This window comes from Roseococcus sp., from assembly GCF_965227005.1.
Lineage (GTDB): Bacteria > Pseudomonadota > Alphaproteobacteria > Acetobacterales > Acetobacteraceae > Roseococcus.
Genome location: NZ_CBDDFJ010000034.1, coordinates 62,712 through 87,880, shown reverse-complemented (window position 1 = coordinate 87,880; position 25,169 = coordinate 62,712). Strand labels below are relative to the sequence as shown.

The 25,169-nt window shown below is 64.0% G+C and carries 15 protein-coding genes; 7 read left to right on the top strand and 8 right to left on the bottom strand.

The features are described from left to right. The first annotated feature begins 344 nt into the window (after positions 1-344). The 7 genes from ACO057_RS16295 to queC are packed head-to-tail and all read left to right on the top strand — an operon-like array spanning position 345 to position 6,206. Positions 345-989: a hypothetical protein gene (locus tag ACO057_RS16295; protein WP_421993633.1), complete on the top strand. Its 645-nt coding sequence runs from the start codon at positions 345-347 to the stop codon at positions 987-989. A gap of 14 nt (positions 990-1,003) precedes the next feature. Then, positions 1,004-2,128 (top strand): DGQHR domain-containing protein DpdB, encoded by a 1,125-nt coding sequence (dbpB, locus tag ACO057_RS16290; protein ID WP_421993631.1) that lies wholly within the window; start codon positions 1,004-1,006, stop codon positions 2,126-2,128. Next, positions 2,125-3,414 carry a tRNA-guanine transglycosylase DpdA gene (gene dpdA / locus ACO057_RS16285; RefSeq protein WP_421993629.1) on the top strand — a complete coding sequence of 430 codons (1,290 nt, stop codon included), beginning with the start codon at positions 2,125-2,127 and terminating at the stop codon, positions 3,412-3,414. Before dbpB (ACO057_RS16290) ends, dpdA begins: the two co-directional genes overlap by 4 nt. Then, on the top strand, positions 3,411-4,493 hold the full coding sequence (gene dbpB / locus ACO057_RS16280) for a DGQHR domain-containing protein DpdB (protein ID WP_421993627.1): 1,083 nt from the start codon (positions 3,411-3,413) through the stop codon (positions 4,491-4,493). Before dpdA ends, dbpB (ACO057_RS16280) begins: the two co-directional genes overlap by 4 nt. Before the next feature lie 2 nt (positions 4,494-4,495). Next, complete coding sequence (queE, locus tag ACO057_RS16275) at positions 4,496-5,131, top strand: 7-carboxy-7-deazaguanine synthase (protein ID WP_421993625.1); 636 nt, start codon at positions 4,496-4,498, stop codon at positions 5,129-5,131. Next, the gene (locus ACO057_RS16270; RefSeq protein WP_421993623.1) at positions 5,131-5,499 is read left to right on the top strand and encodes a 6-pyruvoyl trahydropterin synthase family protein; all 369 of its coding nucleotides are present in this window, start codon (positions 5,131-5,133) and stop codon (positions 5,497-5,499) included. The genes queE and ACO057_RS16270 overlap by 1 nt, the downstream gene beginning before the upstream one ends. A gap of 5 nt (positions 5,500-5,504) precedes the next feature. Next, entirely contained in the window at positions 5,505-6,206 is a 702-nt protein-coding gene (queC, locus tag ACO057_RS16265; protein ID WP_421993621.1) for a 7-cyano-7-deazaguanine synthase QueC, read from the top strand. A 302-nt stretch (positions 6,207-6,508) separates the two neighbouring features. Here queC and dpdD read toward each other — a convergent pair whose 3' ends face one another. From dpdD to dpdE, 8 genes are read right to left on the bottom strand one after another with little or no spacing between them, the layout of a single operon-like run. After that, positions 6,509-8,755, bottom strand: a complete 2,247-nt coding sequence (dpdD, locus tag ACO057_RS16260; protein WP_421993619.1) for a protein DpdD — start codon at positions 8,753-8,755, stop codon at positions 6,509-6,511. Further along, positions 8,752-9,291: a phospholipase D-like domain-containing protein DpdK gene (dpdK, locus tag ACO057_RS16255; protein ID WP_421993617.1), complete on the bottom strand. Its 540-nt coding sequence runs from the start codon at positions 9,289-9,291 to the stop codon at positions 8,752-8,754. Before dpdK ends, dpdD begins: the two co-directional genes overlap by 4 nt. Continuing rightward, the gene (dpdJ, locus tag ACO057_RS16250; protein WP_421993615.1) at positions 9,288-13,838 is read right to left on the bottom strand and encodes a protein DpdJ; all 4,551 of its coding nucleotides are present in this window, start codon (positions 13,836-13,838) and stop codon (positions 9,288-9,290) included. The genes dpdK and dpdJ overlap by 4 nt, the downstream gene beginning before the upstream one ends. After that, on the bottom strand, positions 13,838-14,557 hold the full coding sequence (locus ACO057_RS16245; RefSeq protein WP_421993613.1) for a hypothetical protein: 720 nt from the start codon (positions 14,555-14,557) through the stop codon (positions 13,838-13,840). Before ACO057_RS16245 ends, dpdJ begins: the two co-directional genes overlap by 1 nt. After that, a complete protein-coding gene (dpdH, locus tag ACO057_RS16240; RefSeq protein WP_421993611.1) occupies positions 14,554-17,646 on the bottom strand; it encodes a protein DpdH in 3,093 nt (1,030 codons plus the stop codon). Before dpdH ends, ACO057_RS16245 begins: the two co-directional genes overlap by 4 nt. Then, positions 17,646-18,545 (bottom strand): protein DpdG, encoded by a 900-nt coding sequence (gene dpdG / locus ACO057_RS16235; RefSeq protein ID WP_421993609.1) that lies wholly within the window; start codon positions 18,543-18,545, stop codon positions 17,646-17,648. Before dpdG ends, dpdH begins: the two co-directional genes overlap by 1 nt. Beyond that, entirely contained in the window at positions 18,542-21,127 is a 2,586-nt protein-coding gene (dpdF, locus tag ACO057_RS16230) for a protein DpdF (protein ID WP_421993607.1), read from the bottom strand. Before dpdF ends, dpdG begins: the two co-directional genes overlap by 4 nt. Then, a complete protein-coding gene (gene dpdE / locus ACO057_RS16225) occupies positions 21,124-24,327 on the bottom strand; it encodes a protein DpdE (protein WP_421993605.1) in 3,204 nt (1,067 codons plus the stop codon). Before dpdE ends, dpdF begins: the two co-directional genes overlap by 4 nt. Positions 24,328-25,169: the final 842 nt, after the last annotated feature.

The window sequence follows — 25,169 nt, the reverse complement described above, 5'->3', positions numbered from 1 at the left end:
GAACGAGGAGCCAGGGGCGCAGTTAAATGACACGGGAGTACGCAGTTATTGAACCCAACGTTCAGCGCTCGACCGCAACCGTCGCGGCGATCGTTACCATCTGCACCAACCAAAAGCGGCTCCCCCCGACCTCTGAAGGAACACCTGCCGCTCTTCCTTTCGCGCCCCAAGCGGATGTCGCGTCGCGTTGGCTGTGGCAGATTTCGGCAGCGTTCCCCACGACTCCCGCGACTAAACTGTATGCGGGTCGAGCTTTTGCCTTGGCTCGCGATGCGGCTGCGCAAACCGGCGCCAAATTGTTTGTGGTTTCCGCGGGACTTGGCCTAGTCGCGGGGAGCACAGCCGTGCCCGGCTACAGCCTGACGGTCGCGCGGGGGGATACGGACTCCATTCGGAACAGGGTCATCGACGCCTTCGATCCGCCGGAATGGTTCAGGAGACTTCTGGCGAGCCCCTACTCGGCGCAATGGTCTGACGCGTTTTCAAGCGTCAACGGTCGCGTGTTATTCGCCGTAACCAAGCCCTACGCTGAGATGGCGTCCCAAAGCCTGGCCGCCGTTCCCGCCTCGGCGCTGAGCCGCCTGCGAATCTTCGGTGCCGGGCTTGGAGGAGTGTTGCCGGCCGTTCTGAAGCCATTCCTCCTTCCTTACGATGACCGGCTCGACACGATCTTTCCTGGCACGCGATCTGACTTCGCACAGCGCGCCTTGGTGCATTTCAGTCGAAACATCGCTCCGCAGGACGGAGACATTTCCTTGGACGCCGAATGGGTCCGACGCGCGATGGCCAAGTCAAAGTCGCCATTGCGCCCTGTGCGGAGCACCGCGACCGATGAGGCCCTACTGGCCGTGATCCGGTCTCGGCTTCATCCGCGTGCAAGCGCGAGCCAGTTGCTGCGGCGCCTGCGGGACGACGACCAGATCGCCTGTGAGCAAGGCCGCTTTGCAAAGCTCTTTCGCCAAGCCCAGTCGGAAGGTGACTGTTCATGACGCGTCCTAAGACGATGAGCGAGCCCACCTTGGCGGTGCGCGCCGTTCGAACTTACCAGGCAGATAAAGCGGTCTATGCCTTCTTTCTCGCCGGCGCCGACCTCTTGAAGGTCGCTGATATCTCACGCGTGCGTCGCGACGCCGATGGCGGCATGCAGGGCTTCCAGCGCAAGGGGATTCGGAGCCACGTTCAGTCCATCACCGAGTTCCTTGACCAAGGTCCGGTACTTTTCCCCAACTCCATCATTCTCGCGATCTCGCCGCGGGCCAGGTTTACCGCTGCGCGAGGCGAGCGGCCGTCGGGCGATCTACGCGTGGCGGAAGCTGGAACCCTGCGCATGCCGATGCCAACCGATGGCAGCCGCGCGGCCTGGATCGTCGACGGACAGCAGCGCTCCTTGGCCCTGTCTCGAGCCAAGGATCAGGGTTTCCCGGTCCCAGTCGTCGCCTTTGCCTCGGAGGAACTATCTGTCCATCGCGAGCAGTTCATCCTGGTCAACAAGGCCAAGCCGCTTGATCCGCGGCTGATTAATGAGCTGCTGCCAGAGGTCGACGCTCATTTTCCGCGTGACCTGGCCGCCCGCAAAATCCCCAGCCTGCTGGTACATCGGCTTCAGACCGCGACGGATTCTCCGCTGCGGGGCATGATTCGGCGAGTTTCGGAAGACGAGGGCGGCGGCGTCATCATCGATAGCGCTCTGATTAAGGGCATTCGTCAGAGCATCAGCAGCGGCCTCGGCGCTCTTGGCCCGCTCAGGGCGGGCGGCGGTCAGCAGACCGATGTCGACGGCATGTACCGGATCCTCGTGGCCTTCTGGACTGCGGTGAAGGCCGCTTTTCCCGAGGCCTGGGGACGCCCTGTGACTGATAGCCGGCTTATGCATTCTGCGGGCGTGGAAGCGATGAGCTTGCTGATGGATCGGGTAATGTCGCGCGCTGCGCCCGGCGCCGATCTTTTGGCCCATGCTTACGAGGCGCTGAGCCGCATCGCTCCGCACTGTCGCTGGACATCGGGCCGCTGGAATGAACTGCAGCGGGACTGGAACGAGATCCAGAACATCTCGCGCGACATCAAGCTCCTGGCCGGTCATCTGGCGCGGCTCGATCACCTTTACGCGTTCGCGAAGGTGGCCTCGTGAAGTTCCTATTCGCCGACAGTCTTGATACGATCGACCCGGCCTACAACTTCGTCGCCGACCGAAATGGCACAGGCCGCACGGTCCACCGCGACGATCAGTATCCGCACGAATTTCTCGATCGGGCGCCCTACGATGGCATACTAGTGTCGCGCGGGATCGTCGGCGACGCTCGCTATCCTGGGAAGTATTCAGAGGCGCAGTTGATGCGGTTTCGGCGCGAGGGCGCCCGCAGGTTTCTGCGTTACCCGCTAGAGCGATTCCCAGACAGTATAATGATGGGGGACTGCGGGGCCTTTACGTATCGCAACTTTCCTGAACCTCCGTACAGAGCCGGCGACACCGTAGAATTCTACGCCGACGGAGGCTTCTCCCATGGCTGTGCGCCCGACCACCTCATCTTCGATTTCGACGAAGTGGGCATCGAACGAGCGCTGATCGATGTGCCCGAAGACGTCCGCCGGCGGTACGAGATTACGCTTCAGAATGGCGCGGAGTTCTTCGCCGAGGCCGCGCGGCTGGGTCCTGATTTCACGCCGATGGGGGTTATCCAGGGCTGGTCGACCCGGAGCATGGCCGACGCCGCCCGCCAGCTCGCCGCGATGGGCTTCGACTATCTGGCCATTGGTGGGACTGTCCCACTGAAGATCGATCAGATTCGGCGGGTCCTGGCGGCGGTACGGGACGCTCTGCCGAACTCGGTGCGGCTCCACCTGCTGGGCTTTGGGAAGATCGAAGAGCTTCGATCTTTAGAGGAGTTTGGCGTCAGCAGCTTCGACACGACGTCGCCGCTGCTGCGGGCCTTCAAGGACGCGCGCAAAAACTACTGGGCGCGGACCTCGGACGGCGATCTATCCTACTACACGGCTATCCGCATTCCTCAGGCCATTGAGAATAACAAGCTTAAGCATAAGGCGCTTGAGGGCAGCTTGAACCAAGAGGCGGCGCGCCACCTCGAAGATGTCGCGCTCAAAAGCGTGAGGGCCTACTCAACGGGCGAGGCCACCCTCGATCAGAGCCTGGATGCCGTCATGGCCTATTGGGCCGCGCTTAACTGGGACGAAGAGACCTCGCCCACCCGCCGCGCCGAAGCGGCGGCGCGACAGCGAAAAGTCTATGCTAAGACCTTGACCGACCGACCGTGGGAGCATTGCGGGTGTCGCGTCTGTCGGGAGAGCGGTGTCGAGGCGCTGATCTTCCGAACTTCGAACCGCAACAAGCGGCGCGGCATCCACAACCTCCATGTCTTCCACACTCACCTCAACGAATTTCGGCGGGAAACCGTATGAGCGAGACTCATCTTTCATTCGACGTCCTGGTCCCGGCTCAAAGCCGCAATCTGACCGTCTTCACCTTCGTGGCGAAGGCCGCCGACATCGTCCGGATCGTCCGGATCGAACGCGCCGGGCGCGCCGCCGACGGCATGCTGCAGGGTTTCCAGCGCCCGCAAATCGCCGCCCACATACGGGAGATCCGCGACTATCTCGAGAAGCCCAACGCGATCCTGCCCAATCCGATCGTCGTGGCCTTCCTGGGCAAGGCCGCACTCGAGCCGTCTCGCGAGGCGAGCGGATCGCGACGCCTAAAGATCGACATCACTGAGGGGCCGCCCGGTTGGATCGTCGATGGACAGCAGCGCTTCACGGCGCTGTCGGAGCTCTGCGGACGGGAGTTCGAGGTGCTGGTCTCCGGCTTCCTGTGTGAGACGGAGGAAGAACTCCAAAAGCAGTTCATCCTCATCAACAACACACGGCCCCTGCCGAAGGCGCTCATCTATGAATTGCTGCCGCAGGTCGCCGACCTGCCGCTGCGGATGTCCAGCCGATCTCAGGCTGCGCTGCTCACCGAAGCCTTGAACTACCGCGCGGGCTCAGCGCTCAAGGGCCTGATTAAGCAGCAGACGAACCCGAAGGGCGTGATCCGCGACACGGTTCTCCAACGGGTCATCATGAACTCGCTAAGCGATGGCGCCCTGCGTCTCTACGCCGGCGACGACGCGTTGCTGCTGAGCAAGGGCGTCGAACTGATCAGCGAATATTGGCACGCTGTGCAGGCCGTTTTCGTCTCCGATTGGGATGGGAAGACCCCCAAGGACTCCCGGCTCATCCATGGGACAGGCATCATCGCCCTGGGCTACGTGATGGATTACCTTAACGCCGTCACCGGCGCCGAAACTCGCGACGAGTTCGCGCGCGGGCTGCGCCTGCTAAAGGGCAAGACAGCCTGGTCCTCCGGTGAGTGGAACTTCCGCGACGAACGCCGGCGATGGAACGGCTTGCAGAACGTCCCCGCGGATGTCCGCCAACTGTCCTTCTATCTCCTCGACGTCATCAAGGCAGCACTCGCCGCACAAGAGCGGGCAGCCTGACAATGGTCGCATACGCCGTCAAAGAGATCTTTTACACGCTGCAGGGGGAGGGCCGGCACGCGGGTCGCCCTGCCGTCTTCTGTCGCTTTGCGGGCTGCAATCTCTGGAGTGGCCGCGAGCAGGATCGAGGAACAGCCACTTGCCGTTTCTGCGACACCGACTTCGTCGGCGTTGATGGCGTGGGAGGCGGGCGATTCCGGGACGCCGCGGCCCTTGGCCAAGCGATCTCCGACGCCTGGATTGGCCGGGGAGGCCGCCGCCTCGTCGTGCTGACCGGCGGCGAACCTCTGCTGCAGGTCGACGAACCGCTCATCGAGCGCCTGCACGCCCTGGACTTCGAGGTGGCTGTGGAGACGAACGGCACCCTCCCCGCGCCGGCTGGGCTCGATTGGATTGCGGTCAGCCCAAAGGCGGACGCAAAACTCCAGATCCAGCAGGGGGACGAACTCAAGCTGGTCTATCCCCAACCCGAGGCGCCGCCGGACCGCTTCGAAGACCTAGCGTTCACCCATTTCCTTCTGCAGCCGATGGATGGGCCCAACCTTGCGGCCAACACATCCGCTGCCGTGGCCTACTGTCTTGCCAACCCGCGTTGGCGACTCTCCCTCCAATCACATAAAGTCTTGGGGATTCCCTGATGTTCGAACTCAGCAAGGAATTTCGCTTCGACGCGGCGCATACGCTGGAACGGGTGATCGACACAGAGTCGAGCCGCCGAATCCATGGCCATTCTTACCGAGCCGAGGTGGTGCTTCGAGGCCGCCCCGATCCTCAGACCGGAATGATCATGGACCTAGGGATCTTCGAGCGTGCGCTGGAATCTGCTCGGGAGGGCCTCGATCATCGATTCCTCGACGAACTCAATGACCTTGGCCCCGCGACGATGGAAAACCTGTCGACCTGGATCTGGCGCAAGGTCGAGCCTGTTTGCCCTAACCTCTGGCGCGTGACCGTGCGTCGCGACAGCGATCAGGGCGCGTGCAGCTATTTCGGCCGAGAGGATTAAGCGGCATGAGCGGCGGCGCGCTGGTATTGTTTTCAGGCGGGCAAGACTCCGCTACCTGCCTGGCGTGGGCGCTCGCTCGGTTCGCGACTGTCGAAACCGTCGGCTTTGATTATCGCCAGCGTCATGCGATCGAACTCGATGTCCGCCAAGCATTCCTTCAGGAATTAAGACGCGGCTTCCCGACCTGGGCCGAAAAGCTCGGCGAAGATCACGTCCTCGATCTAGCCGTGCTGGGCCAGGTCAGCGAAACTGCGCTCACGCGCGATCTAGAGATCGAGGCCACGGCGTCCGGCCTGCCGAACACCTTCGTGCCTGGCCGCAATATCGTCTTTCTCACGCTAGCCTCTGCAATTGCTTATCGGCGCGGCCTGAAGCACATCGTTACCGGCGTCTGCGAGACCGATTACTCCGGATATCCCGACTGCAGGGACGATACGATAAAAGCGCTGCAGGTGGTCCTGAATCTCGGGATGGAGAGCCGGTTTGTGCTCGAGGCCCCGCTGATGTGGATCGACAAAGCTGCCACTTGGACTCTCGCTAGAGATCTGGGCGGCGAGCGCCTGACGGACCTCGTCGTCGAGCATACCCACACCTGTTATCAAGGCGCCAGGGAACGCCGTCATAATTGGGGATATGGCTGCGGCGAGTGCCCCGCTTGCGATTTGCGCGCAAGAGGACACCAAGCCTGGGAGGCGGCAGCCGCCTAACGGGGCGCGCCGCCCCAGATCAGAAAAGTCCAACTGCTTCATCCGAGTCACCAGCGGTTCGTTAGCCGCGGCTGGAAACGTTTGAGCGAAAACTGTGCTCCACGCATTCACTTCAGAGGTCAGCGCCAATGCGCCCATTACTTCGCTGAGCGGTCGTAATAGGTAAGCGTTCACCGACGGCTGCGGTCGCGGCGGCTTGACGCGCTCAGGTGGTTTCGGGCCGCAGGTTCCTAGGCGCGAGCTCGCCGGTGCGGTTGATCGGGTGATCTGCGAGGGCGGCGCCAACGCCCCGATGGCTAAGATCACTCGATAGCCTCGCGCACGGCGGCCAATATGCTGGCCGTACCTTTGCCGGCCGCATAGATCAGATCGCACTTCGTCAGCGCCGTCTTCACGCAATAGTACGCTTGGTGGCTGCTGCTCTTCCATGCGAACACGAAGACGTCCGATGCCTGCGCGAGACTGGTCAGAGCCGAAGTGCAGACTAGGTCTGAATTCAGCTGGACGTCGCAACCGGGATAAAGTGTCTTGAGCAGTTGCTTGGCGCGGAGCCCAGCGGCCTCCGCCAGGGTGTAAATGCCGATCGTCTTCCCACTCAAGTCAGGGCCGGTCAAATCAGCGCCCACCGCTTCGCTGGCGCGGCGCAGCGAGGTGATCGCCTCGGTGTCCACGCCGAAGTCTTTGGCCAAGTATTCGATGACGAGGAGGTCGGGCGCCAGCAGTCGGTGGCCGAAGCCCTGGGCCTGCACCAGCACGCTGAGGAAGAAGCGCAGCCGAGCCTCCCGCGAGGCCGTCGAGGGACTGGGCGCGACCGCGAGCGCCTCGCACACATCCAGGCTCCAGGCGAGGTGCGCATAGGACGCAATCCGCCCTTGAACCTCCGATAGATCGCCGACGAGCGAGACATAGTCCGCCTCCGACAGCCCGAGGCCGAGGAGACGGGTCAGCAACTGTTCCAGTAGAGCGAGGTCGGCCGCGGACAAGGCGTCGTCTAGCGCAAGCAGCAGGAACAGCATGTTGGCGATCGGTCGCGTTGACCGTTCAGGCGCGGCATCCTCGGGAAAGAAAGCAGCGAAGATCTGCGCGAACGATCGCCGGAGGACCTCAGCGGGTTCGCCCTGCAGATTGCCGAGCAGGTCCGCCAACTCTTGGGACCGCGACTCGCTCGTCAGATAGGGCGAGGCGTCCCATGTCGTCGCGCCATCTCGAACCGCCAGCTCCGCTGCCGCAAGATCGCCGCCCGACTGCAGACGCCGCGCCCAGTACATCCAACGGTCGGGGTCGACCGCCGCGATTACGGCGCTCTGATCCGCGGCGTCCAGACTTTCGATCTTCTCGCGAACCGCCGGCGGGAGGCTCGCGAGGAAGGCGTCGCCGGCGCCGTCGATCCAGGTTCTGAAACGCTGCCGCGCGTCGGGCGTCCCGATGGCGAGGACGCACGACAGCAATCGGCTCGCTGTTTTGCGGTCCGGTCTGAGCACGATATAGAACTCAAATGCCCGGTCGAACTGCCTGTCGTCGAAGGCGAGATCGGCGTCGCCTTCGGTCGGCGGCTCCACCGTCTTGATCGCGGATAGCGCCTGCACGAAGGCACTGGCGCGATCGGAGGCCGATAGTAGGGCAGCGAGGTCGAACAAGATATGCGCGTTGGGTCGCGGCTGCAGGCGCTCGAACAGCAGGAACGCCTTGACGACGCGCGGCGTGCGCAGGCCGCGCCGGGACGCAAACAGCCGTGGGTACCGGCCGGATACCGCCTCACTGAAGACGCGGAGCGCCGCCACCGGGTCGACGCTGGCCTCAAGTTCATCGATGAAGGTGCGGTAGAGCGCCTCGATTAGGTCGGATAGCACCTGTGGCGGTAAGGCCAAATCCGAGAGTGTCGAGATTAGCCAATTGTCTCGGGCGATCTGCGGCCAAAGGCCCAAACCGGCTTTCAGCCGCACGTCGAGGTAGCGAAGGTTCTCCTCGTTCAAGCGCCCGGTACCGCGCAACTCGGCGATCATAGCCTCGGCGTGGGCTTCATCTTGGGCGAGGAGTGCGCGCTCGAATTCCGCCCGGATGCTGCCGACTGGGCGGGCGTATCGACGGGTGAGCGACGGCCGCCGTGCGAGCAGCGCGCCATACTCGGCCACCTTGGTGACAATCGCTTGGTTACCCACTGCATCCGCCCCCGCGAACCGCCACACGCGCGTGCCGAAGCGGCTCGTCATGGCCCGCGCCATCGGATCGCCGGCGGCCAAGGGCAACTGGCGCACCATCTTCAAAAGGTTGGGGCCAAGCCAGGCTTGCAGCTCATCGCCAAGCTCTTGGCTGCCATCGGTGCCCCTCGACGACGCGTACCACCCGACGATTACGCCCTCCCGCACGAACGGGAGAACGATCGCGGTAGCGCCGCGGCCAGAGACCAGGGTCTCGACCCAGGGCCGCACTTGGTCCGCGAGACGGGCAGGCACGACGCCGCTAATCAAATCACCCCAGTGCAGGGCGTTGGGGTCTGAGAAGAATGCGCGCAGCCACACCGCTTCGGTCTCGGGAAGGCCGTGGATCACTCGGTCGACCCCAGATAGGACTCGAAGTTTAGCCGCGCCTCGGCCAGCGTCTTCGGAACAGTGTCGTAAACCACCACCTCATCGTTCAGTTCGAGTCCGCGGTAGGTCAGGTTCATCGAGCCGGTGAGCAGGCCGCGCTTCACCAGGACGCCTTTGGTGTGCAGGTGCTGCCGGCGCACGACGGTAAGCTTCTCAGCGACGGCGCTTTCCTGCGCGGCTGTGGTTAAGCGCTCGATGAAGGGATCGTTGTGGGCGTCGTGGTTGGTCGCCAGCCCAAGGGAGGTGCCTCGCGCCATGAGGTCGGTCATCAGCTCCGCCAACCGGATCTCCCCTTGTCGCCAATCGGGATTGATTGAGCTGAAACCGCCTGCGCGGTTATCGAGCAGGACCACATTGCTGACCCACGGACTCACCAGCCAGGCGCGATCCCCTCCCGGCGCGAGGTATTCCCCAAGAAACATGAGCTGCAGAAGTTCGCGGATTAGATTCTGACTGGTCACCGCGCTCTTGAAGATCCGGCGCGTCTCGAAGGTCATTGCAGCGCCTCCGCGACATCGACGTCCGCCTGCAAGTCGTCCTTGACCCGGCGAATGCACTGCACTCGCGCGAACACCGAGAGATAGTCGCTCTGGACGGGATTGGTGGCGAGGAAGCCGAACGCCTGCGCGAGCAGTGCTGCTTCCGTGGCCGGGCAGCTCAGCGTGACGGCGCCGCGTTCGGCCAGCTGCTGCAGACAGCGATCGCGCCAGTCGGTCTCCCGCACGTCCAGCGTGGCGTCAGTTTGTGATAGGTGGCGGCCCAGCAGCAGCGGCTCGGCAGGCGGCAGATCGGAAAAGGGTGAGTAGAGATTCAGCCCGGACTGCCGGATCAGAGGCCCCCGCGGCCAAAGCAGTCCGTAAATGGCGCTGAAGCGCCACTGGTCCGGGTTGACGCTCGGAGCAGCGATGCCGGCGAGGCCGAGGGCGATGTCGATGTCTCCGCTTCGGGCCAGTCGGTAGGCGAGCACGCGCGAGTCCACTTCAACGCCGAGGCGTGACTCCTCGGCGTTCCAGGTTCGGATCGCGTGGAGCAGAAACGCGTCGCTGTCCGGCCCAGACCCTGGCCGCAGCACACGGTTTCCCAAGGCGACGAGAAAGGTGTGGAAGGTGACAAAACCTTGCTCCGCGAGGGTCTGCCGCAATGTCGTCAGGGTTTGATGCCCCGCTTCGGCCCCCCTCGCGGCCCGGAACGCTCGCGTCGCGACCACGATCTCACCGTCGCCCGGTCCCTCGACGATCGTATCCAGGAACCGCGTGATCTGGAAGTCACTCTGAGCGAGGTCGTTGTCACGCAACGCGGCCGCCATCAACGTAAAGAAGCGCCGGGGATCCTCCGCGTAGTGGCGCAGCGCCTCTTCGATGTGGCCGTTGCCGCCCGGTGCCAGTTCGCTGATCCAGATTTCGTGCCGCGCCGCGCCGGCGCAAACGTCGCCCGGCTCCGACGGTCCGGCATCGATATCGACGACCAAGCCGCTACCATCGATCTCCGGGCAAAGACTAAGCACGGCGCTGAGCGCGGCGGCAGCGACTGTGGAGGCGAACCGTTCGCGTAGCCACAGTTCCCAGCTGGCGTCGACCGGCGTCCAGAGCGTGGCGGCCAGGTCCGCCAGACCCTGGCGAACTTGAGGATCCGCCAGAAAGGCCGCCAAGTCTTGCCGGAGGCGATCCTGCTGGTTGCCCTGACCGTTGGCGTCGTCGACTACCGGGGAATCGAACAGGATAAGAAGGGTGCGGCCCAGATCCAGATCAGCGACGCCCTGCGCGAGGTTGGCCGCCGCGTCCTCAAGGGAGATCGACTTCGTCATGGCCTCGTTGACCAAGGTGGCCAGCAGCAGTTGGCCAAGCCATTCGCGCGCGAAGGGATTGTCCACCGCCCGGAGATACGGCCCGCGCTGCGCCTCGTGATGGAATCGCGCCGTCCGCATGGCTCGGGTAAGCGCTGACGACGCGTCAACGAGACCAGTCCAAAGCGCGTCCGGGAATCGCAACTTGAGGCACAGCGCGTCGACGGTCAGTTCGAACCCCAGCGCGGCCGGCGCGCCATCGGCCTCGAAGTAGAAGTCCTTGCTCGTCGAGGTCCCGTCGAGGTGTCGGATCTCGGCATCGCTGCCGAGAGCCATGCGCCGCACATTGACCGGAGCCAGCCCCTGGTGGGTGTGAAAACGCACCTCGGCGATCAGACCCCGCCAGGGCCCGGCTAGGGGCGGGTCGAGGGCCAGCCCACCGGCCCGCGCGACTATCTGCGTGCGCCAACGCAACCGTGCATTTGAAGTGTCGATCACGGTGTTCGGCGGCCCCTGAACCCTGATCTCGCGAGGCCGAAACACCGGAATGGGGACCGCACCACCCGGCGTCCGCATCTGCCAATTACCTAGCGGGTCGACGACAAGGTCCGCATGCAGCGCCACCGCCTGGCGTGGGTTGGGATCGAGCGGCGGACAAAACCAATGGCGCTCGGCGATATGTCTGAGGCCGTAGCGGCGGGAGACGCGGCCGGGAGCGAACTCGCGCATCGCCTGGGCGATGGGCATCACCATCACGTCGCCGCGGTTGCCGAAGCCTTGCGGCAAGACGATGTGGACCTCGGGCAGGTTCAGGTCGCTGAACAGGTTTGTGGGCGCAAACTCGGGGAGCGGAGAATTGCTCACCTGGTAGTCGCTCGCCGGTCCGGAGAGTGTGCTCCAGTTGCTCTCCAAACGCCGGAGGGCTGTGGGCAGGACCTGCGTCAGAAGCGGACGCGGGTGTTGCCAAAGTAGGAGTTCGACCTCGGCATCGTCGATGCGGAGCGCCTCACGCAAGTACGCTGCATAGCGCTCTTGCTCCACGGGGCTCGAGAGGATTTGGCGGACGCGTGCCGCCACAGCGAGTTGGCGTTGCCGTTGGACCGGATTCTGACGGTACGGTGGGCCCGCGAGATTGGTCCAGACGCTCCCCTCCGGCGTGCCCGCCCTTAACGTTTGCGAGAGAAAGTCCAAGGTCGCGTAGACCGCCTGCATGCGCAGTATATGACGGTTGCCGGTCGGCAGCGTGCGGGCCGGCAACTCGGGATCGAACAACAGGTCGTAGCCCTGGTAGGCTAGCCGGTCGCGGCCGTAGTCGGACAGCACCGCGACGGTCCAGGGGCGCATGAGCCGCGACCGGCCGGCGCGGCCTTTCCGCTGCAAGAACTGTGCGACGTCGCGGGGCGCCTTGTGCTGGACGACAGCCCCCACCTTAGGATCGTTAAACCCGACTTCGAGTGAGGCGGTAGCGACGATGATATCGCGGCCACTGTCCACGCCGGGATCCATCGACATGACCCGACCGACCGATTTGCGATCCGGTGCCTGCAGGCTGTGGCCGACCTCGGTCGCCGCTTCCCAGTCCTGGCCGTGCAGCTTTCGGTGCTGACTGGGCATGGCGCGCCGCAGCGTCGCCAGCCCGCCCTGGGGATAGTTCACTGGGTCGATCGCACCGCTGCTGCGCCGCCCCTCGGCGTCGAGCATGGCGAAGTACATGCGGTTGGTCACATCGATGTCATCAGTGAACAGGAATATCCGCTCGCCGAAAATGCCCCGACTCTTGTGCGAGTCCGGCGCATCCAACATCCGAGAAAGCAACATGGCGGTCTGAATGGTGGTCGACAGGAGGGCGGTGCGCGACACGGGATCACCGCGCAAGGCCAGAAGATATTCGGCGCCCTCCTCGATCATATCCGCGGCGCGGGGGCTGACTTCCACGCAAGCCTGCTCGCTTAGTCCAGTCAGGCTCGCGAAGAACCGAGCGCCGTCCGCAAGGGTCGCCGACAGACCGACGAAGCAGACTGACCGACGCAGGACGCGACGCCAACGACGCAGCAGGAAGGCGACCTGGGCGCCGGTGCTGCCGGCATAGGTGTGAACCTCGTCCAGCAGCATTATCTCGACCGGGCGCGGCGCGCGGTCGCCAACGCCGAACAGATGCCGGAACCGATCGTCGCCGAGTCGCTGGTTCAGCATTTCGGTCGTGGTGAAGAGGATGTCGGGGCTCTCGGCCATCAACCGGCGACGCGTCAGCACGATCTCGTCGCTTTCGATCGATCGACCGCAATCGACGCAAACCAGACGTTCCCGGCCGTCGGTGCGATCCGCGTCGGGCCACGCCAAGTCGCCATCGCAGGTCGGCGCTGGACACCGCAGATAATCACAAATTCGGCCCGCCGGGTGACCGCGCCAGCCGTTCTCGGGGTGCTCGACGTCCGCCGCGGCGTACGGCGTGGGTCCGAAGAATGTCCCGATTAAGATCTTGCGGTGGCCGGGCGCATCAAGGCGACGGGCTTGCGCGTAGACTTCGGCGAACTGATCCTTGAGGAGTTCGTTGCGCGGGTAGAGCGCCAGCACCTTGACCCAGCGCGAGGCGCCCGTGTCGCGCTGGATATGCGACATGATCCGGGCGAGCGCGGGCAAGTAGAAGGCGAGTGTCTTGCCGCTGCCAGTCCCCGCGCTGACTAGCGTGGCGGTCGAACCGGTCCCCTCCAGCGCCGCGAGGATCCGACGGGCGGCCTCAACTTGGAAGTCGGCGAGCGTGAACTCGGGGCCATAGCTTTCCAACAGGGTGGCCGCCGCGCGGGCGGCGACCGTATCGGCGATCGCCTCGCCGAGCACCACGCTGGCCCGGCGCGCCTCAATGTAGCGCCGTGGATAGCGCCGGCGACGCCAGATGAAGCGGAAATCGGCGACAAGGGTCGGCGCTGTCGCCCATCCCAGCGCGCCGGCGTGCTTCGGGAACAACTGGCGAAGCCGGAACAGAAGTCTGACAGTCTCCGCCATCCGGCTGCGGAAGCGCTGCCCCGGCAATTCTCCGACATCGAGCAGCAGTACCCGCGCTCGCATAGCCGCGAGCACGTCCGCGGAACTGACGAAGCTCACGCCGGCTGAGGCGTCCGGGTCATCGAGCAGACGATCCGCCGCAGCGTTCACTTCCGCAGCCGACAAGAAGCCGTCGACCAAGCCCCAGGTCAGCAGCCTGGCTTCGTGCCGCTCCAACTCTTCGAGGAGCGTAAGAAGAAGACGTTCGTCGGCCGACATCAGGCTGCCACGGCGCGTATGCGATAGTTTTGCAGCGCGTTGTTCGCCAGCAGCCAGTCCTTGACCGGCTCGGTCAGCAGTAGCAGCGGTGCCCCACCTTCCTGCACGGCGTCCAGGAAGGCCTTCACGTCTGGCGGGACATCGAAGTCGAATCGGGTTGCAGCCGCGCGGAGTCCGCGGGCGAGAGTCTTAGCATCCGCCAATGCTGCGGCGTCACGCGGTCGGACGCTGAAGGCGCCGAAGCGCTTGTAGAGGTCTTCGTAGGTCTTAAAGGCGTCAGCATTCTCCCGCGTCATGGCGAGACGGTTACGGACATCGGCCGGCTTGTCGCCGCTGAATTGGTCCTCCTTGTAGGCGAGCCAAGCCGTATCCAGGACCTTGCCGACCTCCCGTGCCGCCTCATCTACGTCAGCCAGCAGTTGGGTCCATGATCGACCCTTTTTGAGCGTCGCGGCAGATCGGTCAGCGCGGAAGCGCTCGAGCAAAACCGCTGTCCGCCCCCGCCTGGGTTCAAGGCTGACCGGCAGGCTAGCCGTTAGGCCCGCGCCTTGCAGGATAGCTCGCTGCTCAAGTTGTTGCTTCAGGGCAGCGATCGGCGCTGCCAACTCGGCGCGCAGGTCGTTGATTCGTCCAGCTTCCCGAACCTTGTCACCGAGATCCTGGACCTGCTTCAGGCGGCGGCGCAGATCCCGCACGCGATCCGGAAGGGAGCTTGTCATGCCGCAGCCTCGGAAGTTGGAGGTTCATCGCCCACCATGACAGTCAGAAGATCGATGAGTTCGTCGGCCACAACCTCCGGGTTGGCCTGGCCGTGCGACCTCTCCAATTGGGCAACCCGCGGCTCTGCCAAATCGAACAACTCCTTGGTAGTGGCGAGGAACGCCGCCGTTCGTTGAATGAGGTTGAGGTCAAGGGCGCCGAGAGCGTTCAACAGCCGGGGTGTCTGTTCACGATCGTTTTCGCCCGTGATCGTCGCGAGCTTCTCGATCAGATCGACGATGGCGCTCGACTGAAACTCGGTCACGCGCTGCTCAAACTCAGCCAGCTTCAGACTATGCGGCCAGACGCCTGTCGCCTGCAGCAGGAGGGCGACGTCACGCAGGTCGGCGACAAACATGGCTTTGTCGAAAGTGTCGTCGATGAACTCAGCGATCTCGTTCTGGAAGCCGAGCAGACGGGCAATCAGCGGCGACAGTCGGTTCCAGAGACGCGATGTGCCGACCGACGCGATGAATGGAGGAAGTTCTTCCGGAAGCCCATTCGCCGCCCCATCGCTGGACGACAAGGCCTCCGTCAGCCGCGCCGTGTCCACCGCAAACGCTTGCGCGCCAGTTCCTTGGAAGCTGGCGACGCGGTCAAACAGCTCTTTTTGAAGCTTTTCGCGCATCTGAGGCGGGAAGGTATCGCGCCGCAACTGATCCCAGGCTTCGTTGGAGGTCGGCTCCGGCGTCGGCAACGGCACAAAAAGTGCCGGCAGCATCCCAGCGGCGCCAGAGACCCGGATCGGCGGCGCCAGCCCTGCGATCCGCGCCTGCGTCAGCAAGGCAGAGCCAACTGCCGCCGCTTGACCCCGAGCCTCCTCCAGCAGGAGCGGTGTCAGTTGCCGCTTCAGATCGTCAACGATAGCGGCCGTCGCGACGTAGTCTCGATCAGCCTCAGGATACGACCAACGGCGGCGGTGAAGGTCGAATCGGACGGCGCCCAGGAACCCGGCGCGAATGGCGCCCGAAGGGTCTTGTTGTTGATCGCAAACCGTTAACACACGTCCGACCGTCGGGTTGTTTCGCGCGCCGGCAATAGACAACCAAGTTGGTCGAATCGCCCGCTTGCGCAACCGCAGCGCGGGCCAATCCATGGCGTCGGTTAGCATGTCAGCCAGCAGGGTCCGAAGTTGCCGCGCCTCCGTCTGCGGCAGCATTTCGCCGTCCTGAGCCCATGCCTCGAGCTTTCGGTTCCACTCGACGATCAGCGGGTCCTCGGCTGCGGTCTCAGAGGGAGCGGGCGGGACCTGGGGCGTTATGGTCTGCTCGCGCGGACCGCTGGTTTGCTGCTCGGGTGGCTTTGGAACATGCTTGAGGTTCGCCAGCGCCACCGGTGTTGGCAGCCCGAACGTCGTGAACAAGGCCGGCGGCACTTGGGCGAGCGTAGATTGATTGGGCGCGTTGCCGCCCCAGGTGGCCAGCAAGGCCCCTAGCCGTCCCTTCTGCGCGTCTGTCGCACTGCTTTGAGAGGTCCATTCCGCCAGGAAGCCATTGGGGCGCAGGCCTTGGAAATCGGTGGGCGGAAACGCCCCGCGCTCGAATACTGGGCGCATCAACAGCGCGCTGCGGAGAATCTCGTTGACCACGGTCCGGGGTTTGAACACCAGGCGGCCACCTGCCGCTAGGTGGCGGTTCGTCAACTGCTCAAGCGCGGACCGATTGAACGGAAATAGAGGGTCGCCTCGGTTCGAGAATCCGAATGCTTCCAAGGCGGCCGTAGCTTCGTCGGATTGAAGTTCGTCGTGCCACGACGGCAGCCAGTCCCGACCCGAAAGGTCAGCGCTGTCTGCCCGGTCCTCGAACCGTTCCTGAATGGCGGCCGCCCCCCAACGGGCGGCGTTGAGGTAGGCACCGGCCATCTCGACGACGTTGCTCTTGATCTCCTCATCGGTCAGCTGCCTGTCACCGACTACCCAGACCCGTTGTGCCCGAGTGAGGATCGTGTCGCGGGACGTCAGGTAGCCGTCGGTCAAGGCCAGGGCGGTGCGCATGGTCGCTTGCACCTTGCGCCCCTCATACTCGCCCTCCTGGATGCAGACCTTGAGGAGCACCTCCTGGATGCCCGCGAGGGCGGCGAAATCCTCGATCAGCAAGACGAGATCGCGCCCGTCCTCGAATAAGATCTTGCGGACGCCGAGGATGATGTCCTGGAGAGTCATCCCCCCCGTGTTCTGCTCCAGCTGGAAGACATTGCGGATGGCCGAATCGACGACGGTGTTGAGGAGATCGACCGCGCGTTGGCGCCGGCTCGCGTCACCCGCGGCGAGCTGCGTCTGGTAGTACGTCCGGACTGCATGTGCAGCTTCGCCTAATGGCACATCGTCGGGGATGATGAGATCGTCGGGGAAGAATTGTGACTGGGTCTCATCGTCGATGGCCGCGTCCGAGCGTCCCAACAGGGCGCGCGCAATGACCCGCGCCAGCACCTTCTCGGCGAAGTGCTGCTTAAGCGCCGCGTCCGAGAATAGCTGCGGGAGTGATTTTGCGTGACCCATCAGCGGTCGCAGTTGGGCGCCGCGCTCAGGGTGCTCCCGCGCCTCGGCCTGGAACGCCACGGCACGCGCCGCGAGCGCCACTTCAAGCTGAGCCCGAAAGAGCACCACAGCCTCGCCGGCGTCCACTTCGGAGATCGCGCGGGTCAACTCTTCGCGTGACTTGGCGTAGCGAGGATCATCGGCCAGCGGCTCGAGGATCAGTTCGACGACGCGCCGCAAGCTGGCGCTCTTCGGGATCTTGATGATGAGCAGCTTGTCGCTCTTGGGCGAGCGGCGCAGCTGCGCATCGAGCCAACGAATGACGTGGGACTTTCCGATGCCGGATGGGCCGGTAATTGGGGTCAGCACGTAGCCGCCCGGCGTGTTGTCGGTCAGGAAGGCGTCCAGGAGATCCTGTTCGCTCGCCGGCGCGGGGATGTTGGTGCCGACATTGCGCGTGGTCAGCAGACTCGGCTGATGCACAGCCAGCAGCACGGACGCAGAGGCCGTCTCTGCCTCGTTCTTGATGCACGCGTTAACTTGCTCGGCACTCGGCCAGTAGGCTTCCAACATCACCGAACCGCCTTCGTCGGGGTAAGAGCGAAATGGGTTATGTCGCGCCAGATTCGACCGCCGCTCCCAGAAAGCGAAAGCGCGTCCTCGGTGTCGCTCTCGTGTTTGAGTTCAATCGCCTTCTCGCGGTCGAGGCGCTGAACGGCACGCGAGAGCGACGTCGAGAGCATCCCCTCGCGCGGCCCGACCCAAGCGGTGTCCTTAAGTGCAGTCTCCACCTCTTGCCGGTAGGCGCCGCCGTCGAGGACCGGAAGAACCTTAGCGGCGCGCTCGACAAATTCGGACGCTGGCAAGGTCCAATCGGTTGCAAAGATCTCAGGCAGCGCGTCTCGCAAGGCTTCGGTCGGATCGACCTGCCAAGGACTGCCTTCGCGCCCGAAGCCAAGGTAGCCCATCCATGTTCGGAGACCCGCCCAGCGCGTGTTGTTCTGCACGATCGTGCTCGTCTTGCCACGAAATTGTAGGGTTTCCTGTTCCTGGAGGCCGTTCGTCGTGGTGTCGAGTTCGTAGATGTCCTGGGCGAGCATCCAGGCCACGCCGCGACTGAGATCCGCGCTCTTGGCGCGCTCGTTCTCCCAAAAGCGAAGGTTGTTAGCCGAGGCGAGGGCGATAGTGCGCGCCACCTTGGGTAACTGTTCTTCCGCCACGTCGGCCGTCGACCCAAGCGCTGCTCGGTGCGGATCTGCAAGCGACACCATGCCGTCGCGGGTCTCGAAGAGACCTAGCTCCTGCCAGCGGTTCAGTGTGTTTGTCAGCATGCCGGCGTTAACGGACGCGATGTCCGCACCGCAGGCCCGCAGCAAGTCCTCGCGGTTGCGAGGGCCGAACCGGATGATCACCCGAACAAGGACGATGAGTACGTTGAAGAGCCCGTCGCTGGCCTGGTTCAAGACGCTCATGCGCGAACTCCTGACTTGAACTGATCGAAAGACAGGACATTCCCGCCGGTGTCGATGAGCCGGCGCTGAGGATGCCAAGGATCCGGCGTCGTCGCGGCCACGAGGATCACGTGGAGCGGTCGATCCATCCCGAACAGGAACATGGGTATCGGCTGCTGCTCGCCTGCGTCCCACACGCTCGCGCGGGCCAACTGGTAAGACGTCGGACCGCGGACCTCCTCTTCCTCCAGATCCTGCACGAGAAGGACTCCGTCGGGCGCGCGCTTGTGAAGCGCCTCGATATCGACGTTTTGACTTCGGAACAGGCGCGTCACGCTGACCTCTCGAACGCCGAGCAACGCGACGAGGTCTCCGAGAATCGGCAGAACGCCATCCTCTTCAGCGTCCTTTGGCAACGCCAAAATGATGGGCGCACCAAGGTCCAGGTGCGGGAAATGGCTCCGCCAAGTCCCGGCGTCGGGCCGTCCGACCTGCTCGATCCCGAACGCGGCGGGTTCAGCGTAGTGCGTGTGCACCCCGCCCTCACGCCGATGCTGAGGACACCCGCCGCAGGCCTTCGACACGGCCACTGAACGCCCGTCGGCGTGATTGCGATAGAGACGGTCGAGCAGCGCGGACACCTCCACGCGTCCGTCAAGCAAGGCGTCGAGCATTGCCTCGCCGGCTTTGGCGGCCTCGAAGGTCCTTGTGCGCTCCTGGGAGATGATGGCGTCGAACACCTCCTTGTCGCGGTGGGCGCCTTCCTTCACGCGCACCAGCACCTGCCCGAAATAGCGACCCCAATGCTCTTCGTTGCGAAGCTCGAACGCGGCCTCGGCTTCTGACTCGAACTGGGCGATGCGCTCCGGCGCCTCCGACTCAAGGTCGAGCATGCCGGCCCGCGCCATCATGATCAGCGTTCGCATGTTCCAAGCGGCGTTGTAGTCGGTCTGGCGGCGCAGTCTCGGCGGCACCACGCTCAAGTCCAGCCGCATCAAGTGGCCTGTGGGGTCTACGGGCTCGGCGTGCGCGTACATCGCGTCCCACCGTTCATAACCTAGTTCCTCCCCAATCAGCGAAGGGGACGCGATTTGACTTGCTGCACCGCGATCCTCCGCCGAGTAGATCATGACGGCAGCCGAGCACCGCCCGTCGCGGCCGCCGCGACCAACCTCTTGGTAGAAGCGATCCAGCGTCTCCGGAACCGCGGCGTGAATGATAGTGCGGACGTCGCGCTTATCGATCCCGACCCCGAACGCCGATGTCGCGACGATGCCGTCCAGCCGATTGTGTGCCCACGAATCGATAATTGCGACCTTGTCTGAGGAACGCGTCTCACCGTGAAAGCAGTCCAGTCGCGCATATCCCTCCGCCTTCAGTATCCTCAGCCAACGGCGGGCGTCCCGGCGCTCTGTGACATAGAGGATGAACGGGCGCGGCGCGTGACGGAGGGCTTCGAGCACCTTTTGGGTCTTCGTCTGGGCATCGTCTTCGCGATGAAACCAGTATTGCGGCTCCGGCCGCAGATAGATCGACGCCACCATGCGCGTCGTCCGGGCGGGACCGAACAAAGTTTCAATGGTCCGCACCGTGTCGGGCGTGAGCGTCGCGGACATCAGCAGGGTCTTGAAGGGCGGGCCGGCGCAGGCGCCCAAGAGGCCGCGCCTAACGCCTGCCAACATTTGAAAGGCCGGCCGGAAGCCGTCGCCCCACTGGCTGACCAGGTGCGCTTCGTCGATGACAAGATAGGCCAGCAAACCCGACTTGGCGCACTCATACAGGGTCGGCAGCAGCGCACCGGTGATGGCTTCCGGCGAACAGTAGAGGATGCGCTGACGGCCCTCGCGAATGGCCCTCTTGATTGCCACGCGCGCCCCTTCGTCGAGCCCCGAGAACCACGCCAGCGGCGGGACCTCGCGATTGGGAAAGCGCGCCTTAAGGAGATCCGCCGTCTGTCTCGCCTGATCGATCGCCAGCGCCGTCGTGGGAACGACGCAGACGCTCAAGCTTCCCTCCGGCCCACCGATGAGCATCGGGGCCTGGGCGACTAAGCTTTTTCCGGACCCGGTCGGCAGCCCGACGATCAGCGTCTCGCCAGGAGGCAGAAGGATCGCGCTGCGGACCGCTTCGCGCTGCCCGGGCGAAACGTAGTCGGCAAACCGGCTGGCTTCGCCGACGAATGGATCGATGGGCCGCACCCAGTTCAAACGAACGTGATGCTCCGCGAACACGTCTTCAAAGATCGGGTTGTCAGAGTCGGCCACCCACGCCGGCCGCCAGGGTCTGGCCTCGATCAACCAGCGCCCCGTGCTGCCGCTCTGAGCGCGCATCCCAAACTGCTCCCATCCCTCGCGGGTTGGCCACCCCTGAGCGACTGGCACGGCCAACAGGGCGGGTTGCGATGCGTGAAGCGAATGGCGGCGCAGGACATGGCGCACCAATGCCATGAGGTCTGTCTGGCAGACTAGGCGACCGGCCGCACGCGACGCCGCAAGGATCTGGCCCAGGCGGTCGAAGACTCCATCCTCGGCCCGCGACGGGATTGGTCCGTCTGGAAACGCGTCGAATAGGCGCTGCAGCGAACTGAAGTCGAGAACGGTCATGTGGCGCCGCCGTCCACGACGTCGGTCGCGGCGCGATCGCCGCTCATGAAGACGGCCCCGATGGAGTCGACCCGAATCCTCGGCGCGCGAATGCCCGATCGCAATGCCGCGAAGAGAGCCTCCTCCAGTTGCAAGTCCGCGACGGGATCGCCGAAGGACGCCGCCTCGACCCGCGCCCGGGCGCGAAGTTGCCCGAGCCGGCCATGTTCGACCTCGGCTGCGCTGCGATCAGCGCGCGCCAGACGTTCGGCCAGATCCTCGCGGGCATGCAGGATCACCTCCGCCCGTTTGCGCGCCTCGGCACAGAGCGCAGGCCAATTCTCTAACTCAGGTATGTCGAGCCGACTCAGACGGCGCCAACGCTGGGCGTTCAGATTCAGGTCGCGGCCCACGGCGCCACGGCCATCCGGAGCGTAGGGCTGTTCGAGGGCCTTGAGCTTGTCCGGGTCGTCGACCGGCAGCAGTTCGCTGTTGAGCCAGACGGTTTTGAAGAACGGCGGAAGCGACATGTCGGCCCGGCGGCGGGCTGCAGCCGCCGAGGCGCCCCCGCCCACGCCGCGCGCCGCGAGTTCTGCGGCGGCCGCCGCCACGTCCGCTTCCACCACAAAATCGAAGCGGAAGTGGAGATCCGCCAGCAGATCGGCGCGATAGCCGGGAACGTAGCGCCACATGGCGAAGGTTCGGCCGCGATCGTCCGCTTGCGTCACCTCGGTGATGCCTGCCACGAACGGATCGCCGTACCGCATCATGGCGACCCCATCGCGACGCGACTTCCGGGCTAGCGCGACCCGGCGGCTGAAGGCGTAAGGGATGGTTCGCACTGCGCGGCCACCCCGGGCCGCCACCGAAAGGTCGAGCGCCGGGCGGCAGAACTCCAATAGGACCGGGAGCGGTATCAACGTACGCGGGTGGTCGGTGGTGTAAAGGTAACGAAATGGGCCAGCGTTCCCTGACCGGGCGGGGGCCTGGCCCTCCTCCACGCGGCTGAACTGCAGCGTGCGCTCGATCCAGAGCGTGGTGGCGGCGGCGATTTCGGCCCAATCCGCGTCGAGATCGGATAGCTGATCGTAAAATGCCGTCGGAGGCGCACCCAGTGAATCGAGCGCGTCCTGTTGATCGAGCGCGCGCATCTCCCCTTCGACGAGGCCGGCAGGGCCAAAGCTCGCCGCCGTCAATTCGATCAGTGCCTCGACGCCATCGGCGAACATTGCCGGAGCCAGCCGCAGAGTGGTGTCCTCGATCAGGTACTGCAGTCCGGCGACCGAGCGCTCGAACAGCCTGAGTCCTGTGTTCAGGTACTCGAACCACGCCCGATCGACGGGGTCGTCCAAACATAGAAGCGCCACTGACAGGACCGGATCGCCCGCGCCGTAGCGATCTGTCCTTCCAAGGCGCTGCTCGATCCGGTTCGGATTGAGCGGCAGGTCGTAGTGAACCACGATCTTCCGCCCACCTTGAAGATTGAGACCCTCCTCTGCCTGGCGATCGCATACCAGGACCGCATTCGCGGACGCCTCGGTAAACTGGAGCCAGCCGTCGTCGTCAGCGCGATGGCGATAGACTGGAACCCTGAGGGACCTGCCGAGTGCGACCGAAATGGCGTCAGCAGTTGCCGTCTCCGAACAGAACAGGACGATATGCGCGCCATCGGTCATCATCGCGGGCAGCGCACGACTCAGCGCATCCAGTCGCTCCTTAAAGTGGACGTCCAGATGCACCGTTCGCTCAAAGGCGTTTGACGCCCGCCCCGACGAAACCAGAGCATACTCGGAGGCGCGCTCGAGCATGCTCCAGAATGTTTGCACCGGCGGGGTCCAGGCTTGGCCATCGGTAACCCCGCTCAGCGCCGAGGCCTCCACGAAGCGCCAGTCTTCCAGCGCCGCGATAAGGTTCGTGCGACCGGGACTACGATAATTGATTACTCGCACCCCAGCCCGGTCCGGCGTGAGCCCGCTGACGCTGCGCCGACGGTAGCGCAGAATGCGCCGGTGGAGGCGATAAACCTCGCTCAGGTGGGCATGAACCTTGGCCACCGCGTCGATCAGCACGGGATCGTCCTCGGTCGGTATTGCATCCAACACCGACCGTAGCGCCTGGGCATGCTCCTGGAGCAGAGCATCGTCCGGGAAGAGCTTGCCGAGCTGATCGAGCACATAGTCGAGGTGCAGCGCATTCTCCGGGGTGAGGGTCGCGACGATCTCGGCAATGGCCTGCCGGTCCCGCACCTTGCGCCGAAACGCTTCCTCATCGTCAAGCGGATAGGCCCTCGGATCGAGGAGATGAAGCATCTCCAGAAACCCACGCTCGTTGTGAAGGGCAGGCGTGGCTGAGAGCAGCAACACACGCTCGATGGCCGGGGCCACTGCGGCAATCTCGCGATAGATTTTCTTGCCGTCAGTGGTGTGGCTCAGGTGGTGCGCCTCATCGATGACCAACATGGTCGCGATCCGCAGCCATCGAGTGGTCGTGGCATGATCACCAAGCGCGACGATTTGGATCGATTTGTCGAGGTAGGGCCCGAGGAAAAACCGATTAGAAAGCTCCCCTCGCCACTGACGGACGAGGGGAGCCGGCGCGAGGATCAGGACGACGGCTTCATTCGGCGCGTCCAGAACGCATTGGCGGATGAGAACTCCGGCTTCAATCGTCTTACCCAGGCCGACCTCGTCGGCGAGGAGGTAGCGCTGCACCGGATCCTGAAGTACCCGACGCACGACTTCGATTTGGTGCGCTTCAAGTTCGATGGCGGATGCCAGGAGCGCCGACAGGCCCATTGAAGCGGCCCGCTGCGCCACTTGCGAACGGACGAATGCGCTGCGGCCCTCGGAAAAACGAGGACTCTCGTTGATCTTGTGCGCCAGGAAGGGCGTCGGATCGCCGACTTCCTGGCTCCAGCGGACGAACACTTCGCTAACCCTGACGTGCCGGCTCTTGCTATTCGGAAATTGGATGAGTTGGCTGTCACCATGGTCATCCAGAACGCGGCCGATTTCCCAAGTATCGGTCCGCTGATCGAAGTAGTAGACGCGAGTCTGACTAGGCAATGGTGCGGGTTCCACCTCTCCAGCACGCATTTGTCGGACGACCAGCGGGGTAATGGGAGCCTCGAAGAACTCGACCGTACAGGCGTCGCCCTCGCGTCGCACCAGCTTGCCAACACCTAGCGCTATGCCTTCACCGCTGCGAACTTTTACAAACACCGGTCGATCGCTTCCCCGTTATTGATGTAACCGCGGCGTGGTGATACCCGCGCTCTCCGGCGTGGGCCGGATCGGTCGGAGGGCCACAGCGGGCAACTGACGAGCGGATCATCGCTCAGACGCGCTATTTAAGCCAATACGTCTATTCGCAGGGTCGGAGAACACCAGGGTCGCCAACGCCCAATACTGTCCTAGACTCGCCGACCTACGCATTTCGTTCAAATCCCATCGGAACAGCAGGCAACGCTCCGGCCCATATGGACGGGAACGACAGCGGGCGGCCGGCAAAGGTTGGCGATTCTTCGTCGTCACCGCCCTCGGCGTGCTGCTCTGCTTCCGCCTCCTGCCCTAGCCACACCGCTGCGCGCCGGCGTGCTTTTGTACGTGATAGGCGATGCCAAGGTCGCACGGGCACCGCTAGCAGGCACCGCAGAAGGCTACGCCATCGGTCGGTCGCTGTACTGCAACGCCGGCTGCTCCCTTTGGACGGGGCACGAGATCCATACTCGGTTGCGATCAAGAGGCAGGTTCTGCACCCGGGTGCAGGCTGAGGTGTAGGCGCGAAGCAGACCCCGAGATCAGCCGGCGCAACTCGTATGAAGTAAATATCGCCGATGCTGATTAGGTGTCGCCTACAAATGTGGGCTGCGTATATCACTGAATAAAAACGGAAATTTAGTGATTCCACCCTCTAGACGCTTAATGTGGCTAGAGATAAACGTCCCAACACCAAACGATGCTGAGGTATTCATGAAGAAGGTTGAGTGTATGGGGCGAACCTTATGTTTGCCTAACTGGCCTGCTGACCAAGTTTTTGCTGGAATTGATCCGTTGCTGACGGC

What these genes read in the sequence shown, in the direction of transcription:
- dbpB (WP_421993631.1), top strand. Translation starts at nt 1,004, where the DNA reads ATGAGCGAGCCCACCTTGGCGGTGCGCGCCGTTCGAACTTACCAGGCA.
- dbpB (WP_421993627.1), top strand. Translation starts at nt 3,411, where the DNA reads ATGAGCGAGACTCATCTTTCATTCGACGTCCTGGTCCCGGCTCAAAGC.
- queE (WP_421993625.1), top strand. Translation starts at nt 4,496, where the DNA reads ATGGTCGCATACGCCGTCAAAGAGATCTTTTACACGCTGCAGGGGGAG.
- ACO057_RS16270 (WP_421993623.1), top strand. Translation starts at nt 5,131, where the DNA reads ATGTTCGAACTCAGCAAGGAATTTCGCTTCGACGCGGCGCATACGCTG.
- queC (WP_421993621.1), top strand. Translation starts at nt 5,505, where the DNA reads ATGAGCGGCGGCGCGCTGGTATTGTTTTCAGGCGGGCAAGACTCCGCT.
- dpdK (WP_421993617.1), bottom strand. Translation starts at nt 9,291, where the DNA reads ATGACCTTCGAGACGCGCCGGATCTTCAAGAGCGCGGTGACCAGTCAG.
- dpdJ (WP_421993615.1), bottom strand. Translation starts at nt 13,838, where the DNA reads ATGTCGGCCGACGAACGTCTTCTTCTTACGCTCCTCGAAGAGTTGGAG.
- ACO057_RS16245 (WP_421993613.1), bottom strand. Translation starts at nt 14,557, where the DNA reads ATGACAAGCTCCCTTCCGGATCGCGTGCGGGATCTGCGCCGCCGCCTG.
- dpdH (WP_421993611.1), bottom strand. Translation starts at nt 17,646, where the DNA reads ATGTTGGAAGCCTACTGGCCGAGTGCCGAGCAAGTTAACGCGTGCATC.
- dpdG (WP_421993609.1), bottom strand. Translation starts at nt 18,545, where the DNA reads ATGAGCGTCTTGAACCAGGCCAGCGACGGGCTCTTCAACGTACTCATC.
- dpdF (WP_421993607.1), bottom strand. Translation starts at nt 21,127, where the DNA reads ATGACCGTTCTCGACTTCAGTTCGCTGCAGCGCCTATTCGACGCGTTT.